This window comes from Xanthomonas sp. LMG 8993 (assembly GCF_009835065.2).
Lineage (GTDB): Bacteria > Pseudomonadota > Gammaproteobacteria > Xanthomonadales > Xanthomonadaceae > Xanthomonas > Xanthomonas arboricola.
In genome coordinates this window covers 128614-147881 of record NZ_QVIF02000012.1, presented here as the reverse complement: position 1 = coordinate 147881, position 19268 = coordinate 128614, and the positions used below count along the sequence as shown (strand labels likewise).

Annotated in this window: 18 protein-coding genes; 10 read left to right on the top strand and 8 right to left on the bottom strand. The window is 67.1% G+C overall.

Features of this window, described 5'->3' with window-relative positions:
* Positions 1–193 precede the first annotated feature (193 nt).
* Positions 194–838: a DUF4142 domain-containing protein gene (locus DYQ94_RS18925; RefSeq protein WP_126966586.1), complete on the bottom strand. Its 645-nt coding sequence runs from the start codon at positions 836–838 to the stop codon at positions 194–196.
* A 262-nt stretch (positions 839–1100) separates the two neighbouring features.
* Here DYQ94_RS18925 and DYQ94_RS18920 point away from each other — a divergent pair, with 262 nt between their 5' ends.
* A complete protein-coding gene (locus DYQ94_RS18920; protein WP_126966585.1) occupies positions 1101–2264 on the top strand; it encodes a zinc-dependent alcohol dehydrogenase in 1164 nt (387 codons plus the stop codon).
* A gap of 79 nt (positions 2265–2343) precedes the next feature.
* On the opposite strand, the gene DYQ94_RS18915 is transcribed toward DYQ94_RS18920, so the two are convergent.
* Positions 2344–2511, bottom strand: coding sequence for a hypothetical protein (locus tag DYQ94_RS18915; protein ID WP_164738933.1), 168 nt, complete (start codon positions 2509–2511; stop codon positions 2344–2346).
* Positions 2512–2858: 347 nt separating this feature from the next.
* Between DYQ94_RS18915 and DYQ94_RS18910 the strand changes: the two genes are divergently transcribed.
* Positions 2859–3191, top strand: coding sequence for a YkgJ family cysteine cluster protein (locus tag DYQ94_RS18910; protein WP_226427509.1), 333 nt, complete (start codon positions 2859–2861; stop codon positions 3189–3191).
* Positions 3192–3201: 10 nt separating this feature from the next.
* Positions 3202–3468: a hypothetical protein gene (locus tag DYQ94_RS18905; RefSeq protein ID WP_126966584.1), complete on the top strand. Its 267-nt coding sequence runs from the start codon at positions 3202–3204 to the stop codon at positions 3466–3468.
* 180 nt (positions 3469–3648) lie between these two features.
* Here DYQ94_RS18905 and DYQ94_RS18900 read toward each other — a convergent pair whose 3' ends face one another.
* Both DYQ94_RS18900 and DYQ94_RS18895 read right to left on the bottom strand, forming a co-directional pair.
* Positions 3649–3861 carry a hypothetical protein gene (locus DYQ94_RS18900; protein WP_016900938.1) on the bottom strand — a complete coding sequence of 71 codons (213 nt, stop codon included), beginning with the start codon at positions 3859–3861 and terminating at the stop codon, positions 3649–3651.
* A gap of 267 nt (positions 3862–4128) precedes the next feature.
* A complete protein-coding gene (locus DYQ94_RS18895; RefSeq protein WP_024938482.1) occupies positions 4129–5040 on the bottom strand; it encodes a LysR family transcriptional regulator in 912 nt (303 codons plus the stop codon).
* A 103-nt stretch (positions 5041–5143) separates the two neighbouring features.
* Between DYQ94_RS18895 and DYQ94_RS18890 the strand changes: the two genes are divergently transcribed.
* The 5 genes from DYQ94_RS18890 (at position 5144) to DYQ94_RS18870 (ending at position 11373) form a co-directional block, all read left to right on the top strand.
* Positions 5144–6343, top strand: coding sequence for an MFS transporter (locus DYQ94_RS18890; RefSeq protein WP_202397580.1), 1200 nt, complete (start codon positions 5144–5146; stop codon positions 6341–6343).
* Between the two features lie 282 nt (positions 6344–6625).
* Positions 6626–7372 (top strand): DUF3348 domain-containing protein, encoded by a 747-nt coding sequence (locus DYQ94_RS18885; protein ID WP_160955160.1) that lies wholly within the window; start codon positions 6626–6628, stop codon positions 7370–7372.
* Between the two features lie 10 nt (positions 7373–7382).
* Positions 7383–10055 carry a DUF802 domain-containing protein gene (locus tag DYQ94_RS18880; RefSeq protein ID WP_126966582.1) on the top strand — a complete coding sequence of 891 codons (2673 nt, stop codon included), beginning with the start codon at positions 7383–7385 and terminating at the stop codon, positions 10053–10055.
* Positions 10052–10726 (top strand): OmpA family protein, encoded by a 675-nt coding sequence (locus tag DYQ94_RS18875; RefSeq protein WP_126966581.1) that lies wholly within the window; start codon positions 10052–10054, stop codon positions 10724–10726. Before DYQ94_RS18880 ends, DYQ94_RS18875 begins: the two co-directional genes overlap by 4 nt.
* The gene (locus tag DYQ94_RS18870) at positions 10723–11373 is read left to right on the top strand and encodes a DUF2894 domain-containing protein (RefSeq protein WP_054592644.1); all 651 of its coding nucleotides are present in this window, start codon (positions 10723–10725) and stop codon (positions 11371–11373) included. Before DYQ94_RS18875 ends, DYQ94_RS18870 begins: the two co-directional genes overlap by 4 nt.
* A 224-nt stretch (positions 11374–11597) precedes the next feature.
* Here the strand turns inward: DYQ94_RS18870 and DYQ94_RS18865 are convergent, their stop codons facing one another.
* From DYQ94_RS18865 to DYQ94_RS18855, 3 genes are read right to left on the bottom strand one after another with little or no spacing between them, the layout of a single operon-like run.
* Complete coding sequence (locus DYQ94_RS18865; protein WP_160955161.1) at positions 11598–12866, bottom strand: DUF3526 domain-containing protein; 1269 nt, start codon at positions 12864–12866, stop codon at positions 11598–11600.
* Positions 12866–14302 (bottom strand): ABC transporter permease, encoded by a 1437-nt coding sequence (locus tag DYQ94_RS18860; RefSeq protein WP_126966579.1) that lies wholly within the window; start codon positions 14300–14302, stop codon positions 12866–12868. The genes DYQ94_RS18865 and DYQ94_RS18860 overlap by 1 nt, the downstream gene beginning before the upstream one ends.
* Positions 14299–15039: an ABC transporter ATP-binding protein gene (locus DYQ94_RS18855; protein WP_126966578.1), complete on the bottom strand. Its 741-nt coding sequence runs from the start codon at positions 15037–15039 to the stop codon at positions 14299–14301. The genes DYQ94_RS18860 and DYQ94_RS18855 overlap by 4 nt, the downstream gene beginning before the upstream one ends.
* A gap of 410 nt (positions 15040–15449) precedes the next feature.
* Here DYQ94_RS18855 and DYQ94_RS18850 point away from each other — a divergent pair, with 410 nt between their 5' ends.
* Positions 15450–17297, top strand: coding sequence for a M14 family metallopeptidase (locus DYQ94_RS18850; RefSeq protein ID WP_425519010.1), 1848 nt, complete (start codon positions 15450–15452; stop codon positions 17295–17297).
* A gap of 264 nt (positions 17298–17561) precedes the next feature.
* On the opposite strand, the gene DYQ94_RS18845 is transcribed toward DYQ94_RS18850, so the two are convergent.
* Positions 17562–18488, bottom strand: a complete 927-nt coding sequence (locus DYQ94_RS18845; RefSeq protein ID WP_160955245.1) for a LysR family transcriptional regulator — start codon at positions 18486–18488, stop codon at positions 17562–17564.
* A 127-nt stretch (positions 18489–18615) separates the two neighbouring features.
* Here DYQ94_RS18845 and DYQ94_RS18840 point away from each other — a divergent pair, with 127 nt between their 5' ends.
* Positions 18616–19017 (top strand): Rid family hydrolase, encoded by a 402-nt coding sequence (locus DYQ94_RS18840; RefSeq protein WP_126966576.1) that lies wholly within the window; start codon positions 18616–18618, stop codon positions 19015–19017.
* Positions 19018–19268 lie beyond the last annotated feature (251 nt).

Genomic DNA, 19268 nt, shown 5'->3' with positions numbered 1-19268 from the left:
TGAGATCGCCCAGCACTCGCTAAGCATGTTGCGTGTTGCGTGTTGCGTGTTGCGTGTTGCGTACCGCATGTCGAATGTCGCGAACCTGATCGACGCGTGCCACCCATGCCCACAACGACAACAGGCAGCCGAACTGCCTGTTGTCTGCATCGCACCGCGCATCACGCGGTGCCCGATCAACATCTCCGCCTGATCAGTGCGGCTGGTTCGACTTGGCACGCAGCGACTTGGCATGCTCCAGATGCTGGGCGATGGTCTCGCGTGCGCGCTGCAGTTCCTTGCCCAGATCGCTCGAACCCGGCTCGCTGGCCAGCTGCGCATCCAGCAACGTCAACGCCTGCTCATGGCTGGTCACGCTGGCCTGCAGGTACTGCGTTTCGAACTCCTTGCCGTTCAAGCCTTCCAGACGCTTGCGGGTGCCATCAGCGCGGGTGGTTGCAGCCTGCGCCAGCGTGCCGCTGCGATCCGGTGCAAAACGGCTGAGATCGGTCAGTGCCGCACTGTGGGCCTCGTCCATCTTGCGCGCAAACTGCAAGGTCTCGCCACCGAGTCCCTTGACGACTGCCAATTGCGCCAGCGTGCGCTCCTGCTCGTTGAAGACCACCAGCGCACCAAGCGCCTGCTTGCGATCGCCGGAGATTGCAGCGGCATCACGCAACGGGTCGCCATGCGGCGGCGTGCTGCCCGCATTGGCCGGCGCGCTCAGCGACTGCGGTTGAATGTCGCGATCGTTGTTCTTCGGGCTGGCTGCCTCACCGGACTCGCTCTGACGACGCTGCCATGCCTTGTAAGCCACGTAGCCCACTGCACCGGCGGTCACCATCTTGAAAATTCCCATCGTAGTCTCCTGGTTGATCGCGCAAGGCACGATCGTTGATTGTCGGGGTCGCATGGTCGCTGCATGCATGAGCTGCGAACGATCCAGAGTGGCATTCGAGAGTGCGAGCGCGCGGGTTATCCAGGCGTGACACACGCATCAACGCCGCGTCGCCAATCGAACGCGTCCACACCGTGCGCACGTGCCGTGCTGACGGACTTAACGGCGCGCTGCCGACACTGGCTGTGTTGCCGCACACCGACGGCCTTTCCGGAGAACCCCCATGCTCGCCCTCAATTACCACGGCTCACGCGATGTCCGGGTCGAAACCGTGCCGGACCCGGTCCTGGTCGAACGCGACGATCTCATCCTGCGCGTGACCGCCACCGCCATCTGCGGTTCGGATCTGCATCTATACCGCGGCAAGATTCCGGATCTGCGGCACGGCGATATCCTCGGCCATGAGTTCATGGGCATTGTCGAAGACGTGGGCCCCGACGTCACCGCCGTCAAACGCGGCGACCGCGTGGTGATCCCCTTCGTGGTGGCCTGCGGGCGTTGCTTCCACTGCATGCTGCAGGAGTTTTCCGCCTGCGAGACCACCAATACCGGCAAGGGCGCGGCGCTCAACCACAAGGACATGCGGCCGCCGGCGGCGCTGTTCGGCTTCAGTCATCTGTATGGCGGTCTATCCGGTGGGCAGGCCGAATACGTGCGCGTGCCCAAGGCCAATGTCGGGCCGCTGGTAGTGCCCGATGCACTGCACGACGAGCAGGTGCTGTTCCTGTCAGACATCCTGCCGACCGGCTATCAGGCCGTTATCGATGCCGGGGTCAAGCAGGGTTCGACGGTGGCGATCTTCGGTGCCGGCCCGGTGGGCCTGATGGCAGCGGCATGCTGCCGCATGCTGGGCGCCGAGCGCATCTTCATGGTCGACCGGCATGCCTACCGGCTGGACTTCGCGTCCAAGGCCTACGGCATCATTCCGATCAACTTCGACGAGGTCGACGACCCGGCCGATGTCATCGTCTCGCAAACCGATGGCCGCGGCGTGGATGCCAGCATCGAAGCGGTGGGCTTCGAGGCCGAAGGCAGCGCGATCGAAACCGCGTTGACCAACTTGAAGCTGGAAGGCAGCAGCGGTGTTGCAATCCGCCAATGCATCGCGGCAACGCGCCGCTGCGGTGTGGTCAGCGTGCCGGGCGTGTATGCCGGCTTCATCCATGCCTTCATGTTCGGCGATGCCTTCGACAAGGGGCTGAGCTTCAAGATGGGCCAGACCCATGTGCAGAAGCATATGCCGCATTTGCTGGAATGCATTGGCAATGGCGAACTCAAGCCCAGCGCGATCATCTCCCATCGCATGCCGCTGGCCGATGCGGCGCGTGGCTATGAGCTGTTTGACAAGAAGCAGGACGATTGCCGCAAGGTGGTGTTGACGCCGTAACAGCCGGCCAGCAACGCTGCAAATGCAAACGGCGCGGTCGATGACCGCGCCGTTTGCGTTCCCGGCTAGTGTGGCCGGGTCAGTCCAGCGGTTTGGCCGGCACGAACGGCGACACCGGATCGCTGGCCGGAAAGGTTTCTTCCAGCGCATCGTCCTGCAAGGCGTCCTGTTTTTCCTTCTCGCTGCGTTGGTCTTCGTGATCGCCGGCAAGATCGGGCGCAGTTGCGTGTTGATGGGCAGTATTCATGGGATCTCCTGTCGCGTTGATGCAGACCACCCAACGCTACGGTGGCCTGACGACGGCGCAGGTGAAAGAGGTCTTCGCATCGGCGCGACAAAGGCAACCGTTTAGGCAACGTCGGATGCATGGCAGGCTGTCGCAACGTCGCAATCGTACGCACGCGGACCACAGCACGATCGAGCGCGCAGCATGCCGTGCTTGCGTCCACCGGCAGACGCGCAAGGCAGGGCACTGCCGGCAATGTGATCATTGCGTTTTCGCGCCGCGAGAAAACAGCCTATTGCCGCCACGGCGGGGACCGGTTCACACCCCGGCGCGCCCAGGGTGTATGGTGCAAGGGCGGCCGGACTCCGGTGTCGCCCTCACTCTATCTGGCCTTCTCCATCAAGAATCTCTGCGAACGTTGCGACGCCGTCTGTTGCCGGCTCACCGTCATGGTCGATCCCTCCGACCGCATCCCCAACCACTTGACCAGCGTGACACCGCAAGGTTGGCACGTGATGGCGCGTGACGAGGAAGGCTGGTGCGTGGCCATCGATGCGGCGCGCATGTGTTGTTCGATCTACGAGACGCGGCCGGCGATCTGCCGGCGTTTCGTCATGTCCGGGCCGTATTGCCGCGACGTGCGTGCCACCTACGACGACCAACGCCGGCGGGGCATTCCCTTGACGCTGTACAACGCATGAGGATTTCGCCATGAACAACTCCCGCCGTCAGTCGATGACCGTGAGCAATCAGCCAGGCAAGCCGCGCTTGTCCGAGCAACGGCTGGCTGCCGACCTGGAGGCGTTCCAGCAATCCGGTGGCGCGATCGAACGTCTGGGCGATACCCCGCTGCGTCGCGACAAGAAGCGCGGCGAGCCCGAGGCCGCTTCTGCCAAGGCAGTCAAAAAACCCGCTGCCAAGGCAGCCGACGCGTCCGACGCAGAGACCGTGACAACCGCAACAACCGACGCCGAGTAAGCGCATCGCTGTGGCAGCACACCTGCGGTGTGGCTGTCGCGGCTGGAGTTGGAGTTGGCTGATCGATGCCGCGCTGCGTGCACACACCGCGGCCGGCTGAACCCACAGCGCCGGCATCGTCGGCTTCGAAATGACCGCCTTCCGGCACGCAGACCCGCGTCGCCAACAGGCAAGCGCGGATTACAGCAGTTGCGCGTGCTTGGTCGCGCCCAGTCCCTGTGCCAGCGAAGCCATCTCGTTGGCCAGTGTGATCAGATCGCCGCCGGCTTGCGCGGCAAGGGTCATGATGCGTTGATACGCGTCCCAGAAGTCCGGTCCACTGCCATAGGCAGCGTGGAACCCTTGTAACTCCAGGACCATGAGATCGGACACCTGCATGTCGCAGCGGTCCATTGTGGTCACCTCGTTGGGGAGTCGTCCCCGGACCGGCAGCCTACACGCGTTCACCTTACAAAACAGGGTCGGCCGTGAGACAGCGCAGTTGGAGCTGAATTGGTTAGAGAGCAGGCGCAGACCGGCGTGATTGCGCTTGATCGGACCCGCTGCTGCGTGTGCTGGCATGTGCGCTGACCCGAACCTGGCGCTGCATTGCGGCACGTCGATGTGCACCATGCGCGACCGCTGCCGCGATCATGCACGACCCCACGCCAGGCGCCGCACTCACGCCGCATCCTGCAAGCCCTGCTGCAGGCATTCCAGCAACCGGCTCAGCTTGGGCAGCAACTGGCGCGCGCGCATCCACACCAGATGCAGCGGCAGGCCTTCGGTATCGCACTGCGGCAGTACCGCGACCAGGCTGCCGCGCTGCAGGTGCTGATCGATCAGCCAGGTCGGCAGCTGTGCGATACCCAGCCCGGCCACCACCGCGTCCACCTGCGCCTCGGCATTGCCGAACACTACCCGCGCGTCCATCGCACGCTGTTCCACCGGCCCTGCGCCATGCCGCAGCAACCACGGGCTACTGCTGCCATCGGCCTTGCCGTAGAGCACCGCATCGTGCGCCAGCAAGGCGGCAATGCTGTCGGGCGTGCCGCGCTGGGCCAGATACTGCGGTGCGGCGCAGAACACGCGTTTTTCATGGCCCAGATAGCGGTGCCCCAGGCTGCTGTGCCACTGATCCGGCCCGCCGATGCGCACCGCGATGTCGATGCCTTCTTCGGCCATGTCGACGAAGCGATCGGTGAACGAAATGACCGGCTGCAGGCCGGGATAACGCTGGAAGAATGGTAGCAACACCGGCAACACCTTGTGCCGGCCGAAGCTCACCGGCAGGTCCAGCCGCAGCCGGCCGGTGGGCGCCTGGCCTTCGGCGCGCAGCACGTGCTCGGCCTCCTCCAGCTCGTCGAGCACCTTGACGCAGACCCGGTAGAACGCCGCGCCTGCGTCGGTCAGCGCCAGCCGCCGGGTGGTGCGTGCGAACAGGCGCACCCCCAGACGCGTCTCCAGGCGTGCGATGGCCTTGCCCACTGCCGAGCTGGTCAGGCTGAGCCGCTCGGCGGCGGCCGTAAAGCTGCCGGCATCGGCGGCGCTGACGAAGATATCGATGCCTTTGACGCGTTCAGAGGGATGCATGGATACACATTCAAGAACTGAAGTCCGCAATGTACGGAAAATACTCCCGATATACGATCTTAATTCTTTCCTATGATGGCCAGCCCACACTGCGGCGCATGCCATGTCTGCTGTCGGCTCCACCTCTTCCCCCATTTCCGCCACCGCGGCACCGGCCGCTGCTCGCAGCGGCTTGGCGATCTTCATCCTGGCGTTTGCCGCGTTCGTGATCGTCACCACCGAGTACCTGATCGTCGGGCTGCTGCCCGGCCTTGCACGCGACATGGAAATTTCCATCTCCGCGGCCGGCCAGCTGGTGACGTTGTTCGCCTTCACCGTGATGCTGTTCGGCCCGCCGCTGACCGCGTGGCTGTCGCATCTGGATCGCAAGCGCCTGTTTGTCATGATCCTGCTGGTGTTTGCGGTCTCCAACGCGGTGGCCGCGCTGGCGCCCAATATCTGGGTGCTGGCCTTTGCCCGCTTCGTACCGGCGCTGGCGCTGCCGGTGTTCTGGGGAACCGCCAGCGAAACCGCCGGGCAACTGGCCGGGCCGCAGCACGCAGGGCGCGCCGTGTCGCGGGTGTATCTGGGCATTTCGGCGGCGCTGCTGTTCGGCATTCCGCTGGGCACGGTGGCCGCCAACAGCATCGGCTGGCGTGGCGCGTTCTGGATCCTGGCCGCCCTATCGCTGGCGATGGCCGCGGCGCTGGCGCTCTGGATGCCGACGGTGGCCCGCAGCGAACGGGTGAATCTGCGTCAGCAGGCCGGCATCTTCGGCGAGCGCTTCTTCCTGGCCAATGTGATCCTGTCGGTGGTGGTCTTCACCGCCATGTTCACCGCCTACACCTATCTGGCCGACCTGCTGGAACGCAGCGTGGGCGTGCCGGCGGCGAATGTGGGCTGGTGGCTGATGGGCTTCGGCGCGATCGGCCTGATCGGCAACTGGCTGGGCGGGCGGGTGGTGGATCGCTCGCCGCTGCGTGCCACGGCGGTGTTCCTGCTGCTGCTCGCGCTGGGCATGGCCTTGTGCGTGCCGGTGGCCAAGACCGGCGTGCTGCTCTATCTGACCCTGGCGGTCTGGGGCATTGCCTACACTGCGCTGTTTCCGATCAGCCAGGTGCGGGTGATGAACTCGGTGACCCACTCGCAGGCGCTGGCCGGCACCACCAATGTGTCGGCGGCCAATGCCGGCATCGGCATTGGCGCCATCATCGGCGGGCTGGTGATTCCGGCCTGGGGGCTGGGCAGCATCGGCTATGTGGCCGCTGCGGTGGCGCTGCTGGGCGTGGTGCTGATTCCGTTGGTACATCGCGCCCGAGGCTGAGAGATCGCGTTGCGGGCCAGGCACATCCGGCCCGCAGCGTTGGTCGCGCTCGCTGTGCATGATCACGGAGCGCGTAGGCCAGATACCGCTGCAGATGGACTTGATCCTTGGGCGCTGCGCCTACTGGATCGCAGCGCTGCACGCTGCAATCGCACGCATGCCCCCACACCAGGCCGGCTGAATGCCGCCAGGGCCGGCCTGCGCGGCCAAGCCCGCAGCTGCCGGGCAAAGCGCCGAACCGCACAGCTTCCCGTGTAAAATGCGCGGTCTTTGACCGGAACAATGGCGAAAGCTTCTCCACGGGCGCCCCTGTCGGGCCCGGCGTTCATTCGCCTGCTTGCTCGCCTCACCGATGCCCACGTGGCCCAGTCCAACCATGCGCTCGCCGACCGGCTCAGCCAATGGATCGACTGGACGCGCGCGGTCGCCGTGTCCAAGGCGCTGGATGGCAAGCTGCCGGAGATCGAAGCGCTGCCCGACACGCGCAGACTCGACACCGAGGCCTGCGCCCGCGTGCGCACCGGGCTGGCGACCAGCAGCGTGGTCGAGCTGGATGCCGTTCTCGCGCGCGCGCGTCGCGATGCGCTCAGCGCCGCTGCCGACATCGACGCAGCGGCAGCGCCGCCCGCGCTCGACTATGCCCCGTTCCGCCAGCACTACCTGGCAATGCAGCGCGCGATGCGCACCGCCACCGGCGACCTGCGTGGCCGCCTGCGCGACATGCTGGCGCTGGAATCGGCGCCGATGGCGCGGCTGGCCGAGGTGGATGCGGTGATGGAGCTCACCTTGAGCCCACGCGAGCAAACCCTGCTGAATCATGTGCCGAACCTGCTCGGCGCGCATTTCGAGCGCCTGCGCGATGCCGCGCAGGCACAGAACCCGGCACCCGACGGCGAGGCCGCGCCACGCGCGCGCTCCGACGGCTGGCTGGATGTGTTTCGCAAAGACATGCAGAGCGTGTTGCTCGCCGAACTGGATGTCCGTTTTCACCCGATCGAAGGCCTGCTCGCAGCGCTTCGTACCCGCTAACTGGGACCTCATGTTCAGAACTCTCGTCCACCTGTGTGTGTTTGTCGTCGGCCTGTTGGCGGTTTGCTGGGTCGGCATCGGTTATCTGGGCTCCAATCCGCTCGGCGCCTGCGTCGCGGCAGTGATCGGCGCCTGTTATGTGGCCGGCGCGCTGGAGCTGTACCGCTATCGCCAGGCCAGCGCGACGCTGGACGATGCCGTCACCGCATTGACCACCGCGCCATCGGCGTTGGGCGAATGGCTGGAGCGCCTGCATCCGAGCCTGCGCAATGCGGTGCGCCTGCGCATCAAGGGCGAGCGCGTGGCGTTGCCGGCACCGGTGCTGACACCGTATCTGGTCGGCCTGCTGGTATTGCTGGGCATGCTCGGCACCCTGCTTGGCATGATGGCCACGCTCAAGGGCACCGGCTTCGCATTGCAGAGCGCCACCGACCTGCAGGCCATCCGCGGCTCGCTGGCCGCGCCGGTGGAAGGCCTGGCGTTTGCGTTCGGCACCTCGATCGCCGGCGTTGCAACCTCCGCAATGCTGGGGCTGTTGTCGGCACTGTGCCGGCGCGAGCGGCTGCAGGCAGTGCAGCGGCTGGACCTGAAGATCGCCTCCGAGCTGCATCCGCATTCGGACGCGCATCAGCGTGGCGAAGTGTTCAAGTTGCAGCAGCAGCAAAGCGCACTGATGCCGACGCTGATCGATCGCCTGCAGACGCTGATGCACAGCATCGAGCAGCAGAGCATTGCCGCCGATGAGCGCCTGGCCGCGCAGCAGGCCGAATTCCACGCCCGGAGCGAGGCGGCCTATGCGCGCCTGGCCACGGCGATGCAGCAATCGCTGCAGAGCGGCGTGGCAGAAAGCGCACGCGCGGTGGGCGCGGCCTTACAGCCGGCGATGGAAGCGACCATGACCAGCATCGCGCGCGACACCGCCGCCGTGCACGAGCGCCTCACCCACGCCGTGCAGCAGCAACTGGACGGCATCACCAGCGGCTTCCAGCACAGCGCCAGTGCCGCAGCCGCGCACTGGACCAGCGCGCTCGCCGCACAGGAACGCGCGCAGCAAGCGCTCGACACGCGGCTGCAGACCACGCTGGAGCAGATCACACAGCAGACCACTGCCGCGCAGGACGGCGTTGGCACCGCCGTGCAGCAGCAGTTGCACGCGCTCAACGACGGCTTCCAGCACAGTGCGCAGACGGCCGCCGAGCACTGGCAGGCCGTGCTGGCCGCGCAGGACCGGGCGCAGCACGCGTTGACCGAGCAGTTGCAGACCACGTTGGCGCAGATCGATCAGCGCAGCATCGCGGTGCAGGATGGCGTGACCCACGCGGTGCAGCAGCAGTTGGCCGCGCTCAATGACGGGTTCGAACGCAGCAACGCCGCCACGGCCGAGCACTGGGCCGCGGTGATCGCCGAGCAGCAGCACGCAGGCGCGGCGTTGAACGCGCAATTGCAGGCCACGCTCGCACAGCTCGCCCAGCAGAGCAGCGCACTGCAGGACGGCGTGCAGCAGGCCGTGCAGCAGCAACTCGACGGCCTGAGCAGCGGCTTCGAAAGCAGCACCGCCGCTGCCGCCGCCACCTGGACCGCAGCGGTGGCCGAACAGCAACGCGCAAACCACGCGCTGACGCAGGAGTTGCAGGGCACGCTGACCCAGTTCGCCAGCACCTTCGATGCACGCTCCAGCGCGCTGGTCGATGCGGTGTCCAGGCGCATGGATCAGTCCAGCAGCGAGACCGCCAGCGCCTGGAACGCCGCGCTGGCGCAGCAACAGGACGCCAGCGCCGCCTTGGCCGACCAGCACCAGCGCGCACTGGCAGCCGCCACCGCCAGCTTCGACGCGCATGCCGCCGCCCTGGTCGGCACCCTGCAGCAATCGCACACCGAGCTGCAGGCCGCACTGGAAGCCCGCGACACCCAGCGCCTGGCGCTGTGGAGCGAGCGCTTCAGCGCGATGAGCGCAGACCTGAGCACGCAGTGGGAGCGCACCGGCGAGCGCGTCACCCAGCAACAGCAGGCGATCTGCGACACCCTGGCCAGCACCGCCAGCGAGCTGTCCACACAGGCGCAGGCACAGGCCAGTGCCACCATCAGCGAAGTGGCGCGCCTGATGCAGATCGCCTCCGAAGCGCCCAAGGCGGCCGCCGATGTGGTGGCCGAGCTGCGCCAGAACCTGTCCGAGAGCATGGTGCGCGACACCGCGATGCTGGAAGAACGCAGCAAGCTGCTCGCCACCCTGGACACCTTGCTCAACGCGGTCAACCACGCCTCCACCGAACAACGCGCAGCGGTCGATGCGCTGGTCACCACCTCGGCCGACCTGCTGCAACGCGTGGGCACCCAGCTCACCGAGCAGATCGGTAGCGAGACCGGCAAGCTCGGCGCGGTAGCCGCACATGTCAGCGGCAGCGCGGTGGAAGTGGCCAGCCTGGGCGAAGCCTTCGGCGTGGCGGTACAGCTGTTCAGCGGCTCCACCAGCGAACTCAACGAGCGCCTGCAGCATGTCGCCAGCGCACTGGATGCCTCGCTGGCCCGCAGCGACGACCAACTGGCGTACTACGTGGCGCAGGCGCGCGAGGTGGTCGACCTCAGCATGCTGTCGCAGAAGCAGATCATCGAAGAACTGCGCCAGCTCGATCGCGGTCGCGGCGATGCCGGTGAGGCCGCTGCCGGCGAGGCCAGCGCGGCATGAGCGACGAGATCGACATCGACGGCGAATCGGGCACACCGATCTGGGCCGCCTTCGGCGACCTGATGTCGGTGCTGCTGGGCGCGTTCGTGCTGATCCTGGTCGGGTTGATCGGTGTGCAGCTACAGCTATCCAGCCGCCTGGACGAAGAGGTCAAACAGCGTCAGGCCGAAGCGCAGCGACGCAAGACGCTGGAGCAGGCACTGGCGGCGCCGCTGGCCGCCGGCCGCGTGACCCTGGTCGACGGCCGCATCGGCATCCGCGGCAATGTGCTGTTCGCCTTCAATTCCGATCAGTTGCAGCCGGAGGGCCGCGAGGTGCTGAAGACGCTGGCCGCGCCGCTGACCGAATACCTGGCGGCGCGCGAGGAGATCCTGATGGTCAGCGGCTTCACCGACGACCGCCCGGTGCTGGGCGGCAACCGTCGCTACGCCGACAACTGGGAACTGTCTGCCCAACGCGCACTCACGGTGACGCGTGCATTGATTGCCGAAGGCGTGCCGGCCGCATCGGTGTTTGCCGCGGCCTTCGGCTCGCAACAGCCGGTGGATTCCAATGCCGATGAAACGCGCCGCGCCAGGAACCGCCGTGTGGAGATCGCACCGATTGCGCGCCCGTCCACCTCGCGTGCGTCTTCTGCCGCCAAGCCGACAGCGGCCACAGGCACGCGATGAGCACGCAGGCGACATCCGCGCACGCGCGCCTGCAGCGCTGGCGCAGCCAGGGTGCCGACCAGCTGGATCCGGTGCGTTTCCACCTGATGGAAACGCTGGCCGCGCGTGCCGGCACACAGGCCGAGCCAGTGCGCGAGGTGCTGGAAGAAAAGCTGGGCAAGCTGGTCGATGCGTATGCGGCGACGGTGAAGCAGGCCGCGCGCCGCCGCGTCGCCAGCGCTGCCGCACAGCCGTCGCAACGCAGCGCGCTTGGCGCGTTAGCCGAGCGGATGGCAGGCCACGCCGCGTTGATGGAAGTGGACAGCAGAAAGACCGCCAGCGCCGATGCCACGCAGTTCCCCGAGCTGCCGGCGCTGGAGGATTTTCGCCGCACCTGGACCACGGTGCGCACCGCCAGCCAGGTGCGGCAGTCGCTGCAGGACGCCCCCAAGGACGCCGGCCCGCTCAATTCCAGCGTGCTGGTGCATCGCTGCATCAGCCTGATGCGCGAGTGCTCACCGGGCTATCTGCAGCACTTCCTCGGCTATGTCGACGCGCTGTCGTGGCTGGAACAGCTGCACAGCGGTGGCGCGTTGACCAGCGAGGATGCCGCGCCGGTGGCGCCGGGCAAGAAGCGCAGCAAGCGTCCGTCCACGCGGCGCAGCTAGCGCGACCGGTCAGTCGCGCTGGCGCTGCACGCACACGGCCGTTGGCTGAAACCCGCCTGGCGCAGGTGTCCGGCATGATCGCAGCCAGTGCGCGGGTCGTTCGCATCCGCCCGACCGGCGCTGGCGCGGTCCATCAAACGCGCAGAGGCGACTGTCGCCAGTCGGTGTCGTCAGCCAGCGACGCAGCGTGGACAACGAAGGCGGAGGGTGAATCGCAGCTGCCGCTATGACGCAGGATCGGCGCTTGCATCGAAACGTGGCGCGCGCCCGAAGTCCTCGCGCGTAAACGGGCGGTCGCGGAACAGATAGCCGTAATAGAACGTCCGCAGTGCCTGGTGGTAGGCGCGGATGCGGTCCTGGTACGCCAGTTGCGCGCGCAGATCGGTGCCTGCCAGGCGCGTCAACGCGGCCTGCAACGCCACCGGCGGCAACACGCTGGCAACACGCTGCGCCAGCGCCTCGCGTCGCTGCAAACCTTGGCGATACGCCCCGACCTGCGGGGCCACCTGTTGGTCGCCGTTTTCGTGGAAGGCGAAATACCACTTGTAGTGGAACGCGCCGGTCAGCGGCGCCGAGTCCGCCCACTGCGGGTTCTGCGCGTAGAAGGCCCGCATGGTGTGCTGGCGCGGAATGTCCCAGGCGTGGTTGACCGCCTCGCGCTGCAACCGCGCGATCTCGCTGCCTTGGTTGACCGGCACTGCCTGATTGATCGCCACATGCGCCAGCGCCGGTGCGACCAGCGCCAGCACCACCCAGCAGGTCGCCAGGGCGGTGGCATGCGCGGCGGGGCGCCACTGCAGACGCCCGACCAGCACCGCCAGCAGCACCCAGAACAGCAGATAGGCGCAGGTCAATGCCAGCACCGCGAGCTGTTGCAGCAGCGGCACCGCATTGAGCGTTGCGGCAATCACAAACGGCACACCCAAGCACACCAGCACCGCAGCGGCACGCACCGCCACGCGCCACACCAGCAACGCCGTGCCCGCTCCCGGCAATGCGGCGAGCATGCGCGCACGCCCGGCCTCGCGTTCGCCCGAACGCAGATCGAACAGCAGCGCGATCACGAACAACGGCAGCAGGAACACCAGCACGAAGGCGTAGTCGAAGCGCCCGGCCAATGCCAGCTCCGGGTTGTAGCTGTCGCCATCGTGGATCTGCGCTTCCAGGCCCAGCGCGCGGACACGCAGGATGTACGGCGAGACATCGCGCATGCCCACCGCGGCAAATGCCAGTGGCGTGGGCACATCCCAGGTCGGATGGAAGCTGTAGTAGGCCGCGCTGCCGGCGTCGTTGGAGCGCGCCACATAGTCTTGCACCGCTGCGATGTCCTCCTGCTGCAGCGCTGCAATGCGCGCGATGTTGGCGCGCTGCGCAGCGATGAGGTGCTGGCCGGAGAGCAGGCTGCACACGGTCAACACCGCCAGCAACAGCAGGCCGGCCAGCGCAGCGCGTGCGCGCAGCAACAGCAACAGTTCGTATTTCCACAGCAGCATCAGCGCGCCACTCCCACACGCCGGCCGGCCACCACCAGCATGCACAGCGCCGCCAGCAGCCAGGCACCGACCAGGCCGAGCGCCGCGCCCGCGGCGCGCAATACCTCGGTGGTGGCCGGCGGCTGGAATGCGAACACCGGGATCGCATGCCAATGCGCGGAGGAGATGCGCTTGCGTTGGTCGGCACCGGCATCCTGCGCGGTGTCGTCGGCCATGCTCACCGCATCGGCCTGCAGCTGGTTGAGCTGCTGCACTAGCGTGTAGCGGTAATGCTCGGCCTGGGCGAGAAACCGCTCGTGCGCACGCAGGTCGGTTTCTGCCAGCGTCATCGACAGCTCGCGCAGCGCAACCGTGGGGCTCAACAAGGCGAACGTGCGCACCAGTAGATTCTGTTGCTGTTGGATGGCCGAATCACGCGCCGCATAGCGCTCGAACAGGCTCGCGGTGAGCCGCTCGCCTTCCAGCGCCAGCAGGCCCTTGTAGTTGACCGGCAGCTCTTCCACCCGCTGCACGCCATAACGCGCCAGCGTCTGCTGCTTGAACTGCGCAAAGTGCGGGTCATCCGGGTTGTGGCTGTCGCCGAGCGTGCGCAGGTCGCGCTGGATCGCCACATCGGTCTCCAGCCGCGTCGGCAGGCGGTACGCCGCACTGGCCGCATCCGGCGCCACGCGCGGCACCAGCAGGGCCAGCCACACCCACACCGCCAGCGACACCAGCAACGCATCGCGGCCGCGCCGGCACAGCATCGACACCGACAGCACCAACGCGCACCACACCAGCAGATACACCGCATACGCCAGCACCAGCAGCGCGACCCGCAGCGCCTGACCCGGCAACGACGCGATCGGCAGCAACCCGACCAGGGCCGGCAACAGGCAGGCAGCGGCCACCACCGCGAGCGCGAGATATTTGCCGCCGAACAATTGCCCACGCGTGGCCCCCTGCAGCAACAGCGCGCGCAAGGTGCCGGTCTCCTGCTCGCGCGCCACCGCGCCATAGCCGAGAAACACCAGCAGCAGCGGCGCCAGCACCTGCAACACGAACGCCGGGGTGAGCTGGCCGAAGCGCACCAGCAGCGAGCTCTGACGCACATCGCCGAAGTTGGCGGTGTTCTGGCGATGGCCTTCCAGGAACATGCTGTTGCCGGTGAACGCGTCCACGCCGGCATCGAAGGCGGCCAGCGCCGGCAACGGGCGATAGATGAAGTGGCCGTAATGCACCACCCGATGCGGGTGGCGGTCCGGCTGCGCTTCGAAGGCCTGCTGCGCGGCCAGTTGCTGGCGCGCGCGGAACTCGGCCACCTCGCGCTGATGATGCGCGGCGGTCAATGCCGCCACCAGCGTGAGCAGCATCAGCAGCACCACACCGATGGCAGCGGAACGATTGCGCGCCATGAAACGCAGTTCCTCGCGTGCGACCAACAGCACAGGACTCATGCAGCCCGATCCTGCGCACGCGCAAAACGCGCATGCAAGCTACGCACGTCGAAGCCGCTGTCGCCGGCACCGGTGTCTTCGGCAATGCGCCCGTGTTCCAGGAACCCGATCCGGTCGGCGACATCCACTGCGCCGAGCAGGTCATGCGTCACCATCAGCACCGCGCCACCGCGCTCGCGCACGCTGCTCACCAAGCGGTTGAAGTCACCAATGGCGCGCGGGTCCAGGCCCGAGGTGGGCTCGTCCAGCAGCAACACCGGCACCTGGCGCAGCGTGGCCACCGCAATCGCCACCTTCTGGCGCATGCCCTTGGAAAACCCCGCCAGCCGCTGACGCCAGGCCTCACGCTGCAGGCCGGCAGCGGCCAGCGCCTGGCCGATCTCGGCCTGGCTGCGGCGCTGGCCGGCCAGCGCGAGCAGGTAGTCGGCATTTTCCAGCGCGCTCAGGTGCTCGTAGAGCGCGACGTTTTCCGGCAGATAGGCCAGCCGCGCACGTGCGCCGCCAGGGTCGGCGACCGGGTCGATGCCATCGACCCGCAGGCTGCCGGAGGTGGGTTTGACGAAGCCGAGCAAGCTGGAAAGCGTGGAGGACTTGCCGGCGCCATTGCCGCCCAGCAAGGCGTAGACACTGCCGGCGGCGACCTGCAGATCCAGCCCCTGCAGCACGGCGCGGTCGCGGTAGGCCACGTGCAGGTTGCTGATCGAGATGGCAGGGGCGGCTTGAGAACTGGAAAGCATGGCAAGGCAATGGCTTAACGAAATGATACGTTATCACATTGCTTTCAGCGCTTGCAGGGGACCGGGCGACGCCGCGCAAGCGCCCGCCGGAGAGGCGAACGCGCGGTGCGATCCCGCTCGGACGACGGCACCACAGGAAGCAGGCTGGCCGCTGCGGCTGCGCGACCGTCGACGCGAACGCGCCCCATCAAATGTTACTGTATTACGCAAATATCCTGCTGGTCGTTGCGGTGCCGGAGGCACTCCCTGCACCGCGCGACCCGCGCCCAGGGACCAGCCCTCCGACCCACGCAGCCTGGTGCAACGCGCCGATGCGGCATCGCGCCGTCGAACGCCGCCGCCGGTGCGGCCACCCAGGAGCAGCAAGCCTTGCCACGTTCTCCCTGCAATCGAGATCCCGTACGCCCCACATGACTTCCGATACGCGCCCCTCTGCCCCGCACGCCTCGCCCCCTCCCGCACCCGCTTCCGGCAACGCCGCCGGACCTGCCAGCCGCAGCACCATACGTGCCGCTGCCGGCCTGCTCGCCGCAACCCTGTTGACTGCCGCACAGGCCAGCGCGCAGCCCATCGACACCAGCGCACCGCTGCCGCCGGTACGCGCCTGGCATGGGGCCAGCGAGGCGTTGATCGTCACACCGGACGATCCGTGGAGCACCCCGGCAGAGCGCAACGATTTCGCCAGCACTCCCAGCTATGACGAAACGCGTGCGTGGCTGGAACGCCTGGTCGCCGCCTCGCCGCTGCTGTCGCTGGAGGTGTTCGGCAAGAGCAGCGAGGGCCGTGACCTGCTGCTGGTCCGCGCGCACAAGGGCGCGCCCGGCAAGCCGGTGGTGCTGGCGCAGGCCGGCATCCACGCCGGCGAGATCGATGGCAAGGATGCCGGCCTGATGTTGCTGCGCGATATCGCGCAACGCGGCAAGGACCACCTGCTCGACCAGGTGGATCTGGTGTTCGTGCCGATCTTCAATGCCGACGGTCACGAGCAGCGCGGCCCGCTGATCGGCGCCGCATTGCGCGGCCCGCAACAGATGGGCTGGAACACCACCACGCGCGGCATCAATCTCAACCGCGACTACCTCACCCTGGAAGCGCCGGAAACGCGCGCGATGGTCGCGTTGCTGCATCGCCTGGATCCGGCGCTCTACATCGACCTGCATGTCAGCGGTGGGCTGGATCACCAGTACGACATCACCTTCACCTTCGCCGGCTGGGGCACCTATGCACGCTCGCGCGCCACTGCCGACTGGCTGCAGCAACGCTTTACGCCGGCGGTGAACAGCGCATTGCGCAAACAGGGCCACGCACCGGCCATCTACCCGAGCCTGATCGACGAAAACGAGCCGCGCTCGGGCCTGCGTTACGCGCCGGAAGGCCCGCGCTATTCCACCGGGTATGGCGACTTTGCCGGCATCCCCACCGTGCTGGTGGAGAACCATCGCCTGAAGTCGTACCGGCAGCGCGTGCTGGGCGACTATGTGCTGCTGGAAGCAGCACTGCGCGTGGTTGCCCGCGATGCAGGCAACATCGATGCGGCCAAGCGCGCCGATCGCGCCGCCCGCCCGCAGGAACTGATGGTGGCCTGGGAACGCCTGCAACAGCCGATCGCCCAGGTGCCGTTCAAGGGCGTGAGCTACACCCGCGCGTTGTCGCCGGTGTCCGGGCGGCAGGAACTGCGCTGGGAGGGCCGCGATGAAACCTGGACCATGCCGGTGATCGGCTATCGCCAGACCCAGGCGGTGCGCTACCCGCTCGCCTGGTGGATCCCGCCCGGCAACGACGATGTGGTGGAACTGCTCAAGGCGCACGGCATCACTTACGAACGCCTGCAGCAGCCGCGCCAGCTCCAGGTGCAGCAGATCCGCGTCGTGAAGGATGCCGGCACGCAAACGCCGCACGCCGAGCCCGTGGAAGAAACCTTCGTCGCCGGCAGCGTCCGCGTGCCTGCCGATCAACCCATGCGCATGCTGGCAGCCGCGTTGCTGGAGCCGCAGAGCAGCGACTCGTTGCTGGCCAGCGGGCGTTTCCGCAATGCCGGCAGCCCCGACAGCGGCTTGTACGGCGCCGAGCTGGTGGACTTCAGCGAGCGCGTGCTGCGCAGCGACGCCGCCCTGCGCGCCGCATTCGAACGCAAGCTCGCAGACGATGCCGCATTCCGCGCCGATGGCGATGCGCGGCTGCAATGGATCTATGCGCGCTCGCCGTATGCGGCGATCAACGGCTGGCGTTATCCGGTGCGGCGCCAGCTGGCGGAGTGACCCTGCGCATTGCCGATTGCACGCTGTGGGATCGGCAATGCGGCTTGAGCCTCTCTCGTATCGCGCATTGCGCAAGGCCAGTGGCGACGGCAACGGCAACGGCAACCGCAACCGCATCGGCATCGGCATCGATACCGGCAGCAACGTCGCTTGCATGTCGGCAGACAGGACGCTTCACCACGCACTGCGCACTCCATCATGCGTGCGTGCCCCCGTGTCTTGCGTGCACGACCACGACCACATCAGCCACGCCACGCAGCGCGCTCAGCGCAGCGCCGGCGCTTCCACTGGCGCATGCTCGGCCATCAACGCACTCACCCACTCGATGAACACACGCAGCTTGGCGCTGACATGCCGGTTGGGCGGGAACGCGATCGACAGCGGCATCGGCTCCATCCGCCAGTCCTCGAACAGCGGCACCAGTTCGCCACTGGCCACGTGCGCCCTGGCCATGTACACCGGCAACCACAGCACGCCCATGCCGGCCAGCCCGGCGGCCAGATAGGCATTGCCGTCGTCGGACGCCACCACGTAACGCCCTTGCAGGTGCACCGCCTCGCTGCCGCGCTGCATGACATAGGGCACGGTCTTGCTGCTGCGCCAGCGCATGAAGCCCACACAGCGATGCCGGTTGTTTTCCAGCTCGCGCGGATGTGCCGGCATGCCCAGCCGCTGCAGATACACCGGCGCCGCGTACACACCCGCCTGCAGGTCGCCCACGCGGCGCGCGATCAGCGACTGATCGGTGATGGTGCCGCCGCGCACCACGCAATCCACGTGCTCGCCGATCAGGTCCACGCGGCGATCGCTCACGCACATGTCCAGCTGGATATCCGGATAACGCGCATGAAAGGCCGGCAGTGCCGGCATCAGGATCAGGCGCGCCAGCGGGCTGGGCACATCCACGCGCAGGCGGCCGCGCGGCAGCGCCGACGCATCGGACAGGCTGGTCTCGGCATCGTCCATGTCCGCCAGCAGCCGCAGCACGCGTTCGTAGTACGCCGCGCCATCGGCGGTGACATGCACCTGCCGCGTGGTGCGGTTGAGCAGCCTCACGCGCAGGCGTGCCTCCAGCTGCTGCACCAGCTGGGTCACGCTGGCCCGGCTCATGTGCAAGGTCTCGGCCGCCTTGGTGAAGCTGCCGGTCTCCACCACCCGCGCAAACGCCTGCATCGCGTCGAACCGGTCCATCGCCACTCCCGACCCCAAGATTGTTTGGATTCTACAAACAGTGCTGCTCGCCATCGCCGATTTATCGCGCGCAGGCAAGCACCTACGCTGCCTGCCTGTTCCGATTCGCCACCCGATGGAGGTCACCATGGCAACACGTGAGGCAGTTTTTCCGCAGGGGCGGCACGCGCTGTACGAGCGCCACCGCTATTCGCCGGCAGTCCGCGCCGATGGCTTGCTGTTCGTCGCCGGCCAGGTCGGCAGCCGCGACGACGGCTCGCCGGAGCCGGAGCTGGAGGCAGAGATCGCCCGTGCCTTCGCCAATCTCGATGCCATCCTCGCCGCAGCCGGCTGCAGCACACAGGACGTCGTCGACGTCACGCTGTTCATGCTCGACCCCGACGTGGTGTTCGAGGCCATGTGGGACAAATGGGTGAGCTACTGGGGCCCGGCGCCCTACCCCACCGTCACCGCAGTGGGCGTGACCTGGCTGGCGGGCTTCCGGTTCGAGATCAAGGTCGTGGTGAAACTCCCGACACGGCAGCAGTAAACGTTTCCAGTAACTTGCCGGCTGTATCTCGTTGCGTCTGCATGCAGCCGAAGCAAATCTTTGTTGGCCGCATCGCACTGGCGATCAGTAACTGGCGCGCCCACGCGAAATAATTCAAAGACCGCCACGCCTGGCTCGCCAGTGCGTGGCGTTTTTTTGCGTGCGCACTTCGGAGCAAACGCCTCTTTGTCGATTTCCCCCGGGAAAAATTCGGTTTTTTGCTTACCTCGCCCTTCACCGGCTGCGCTACT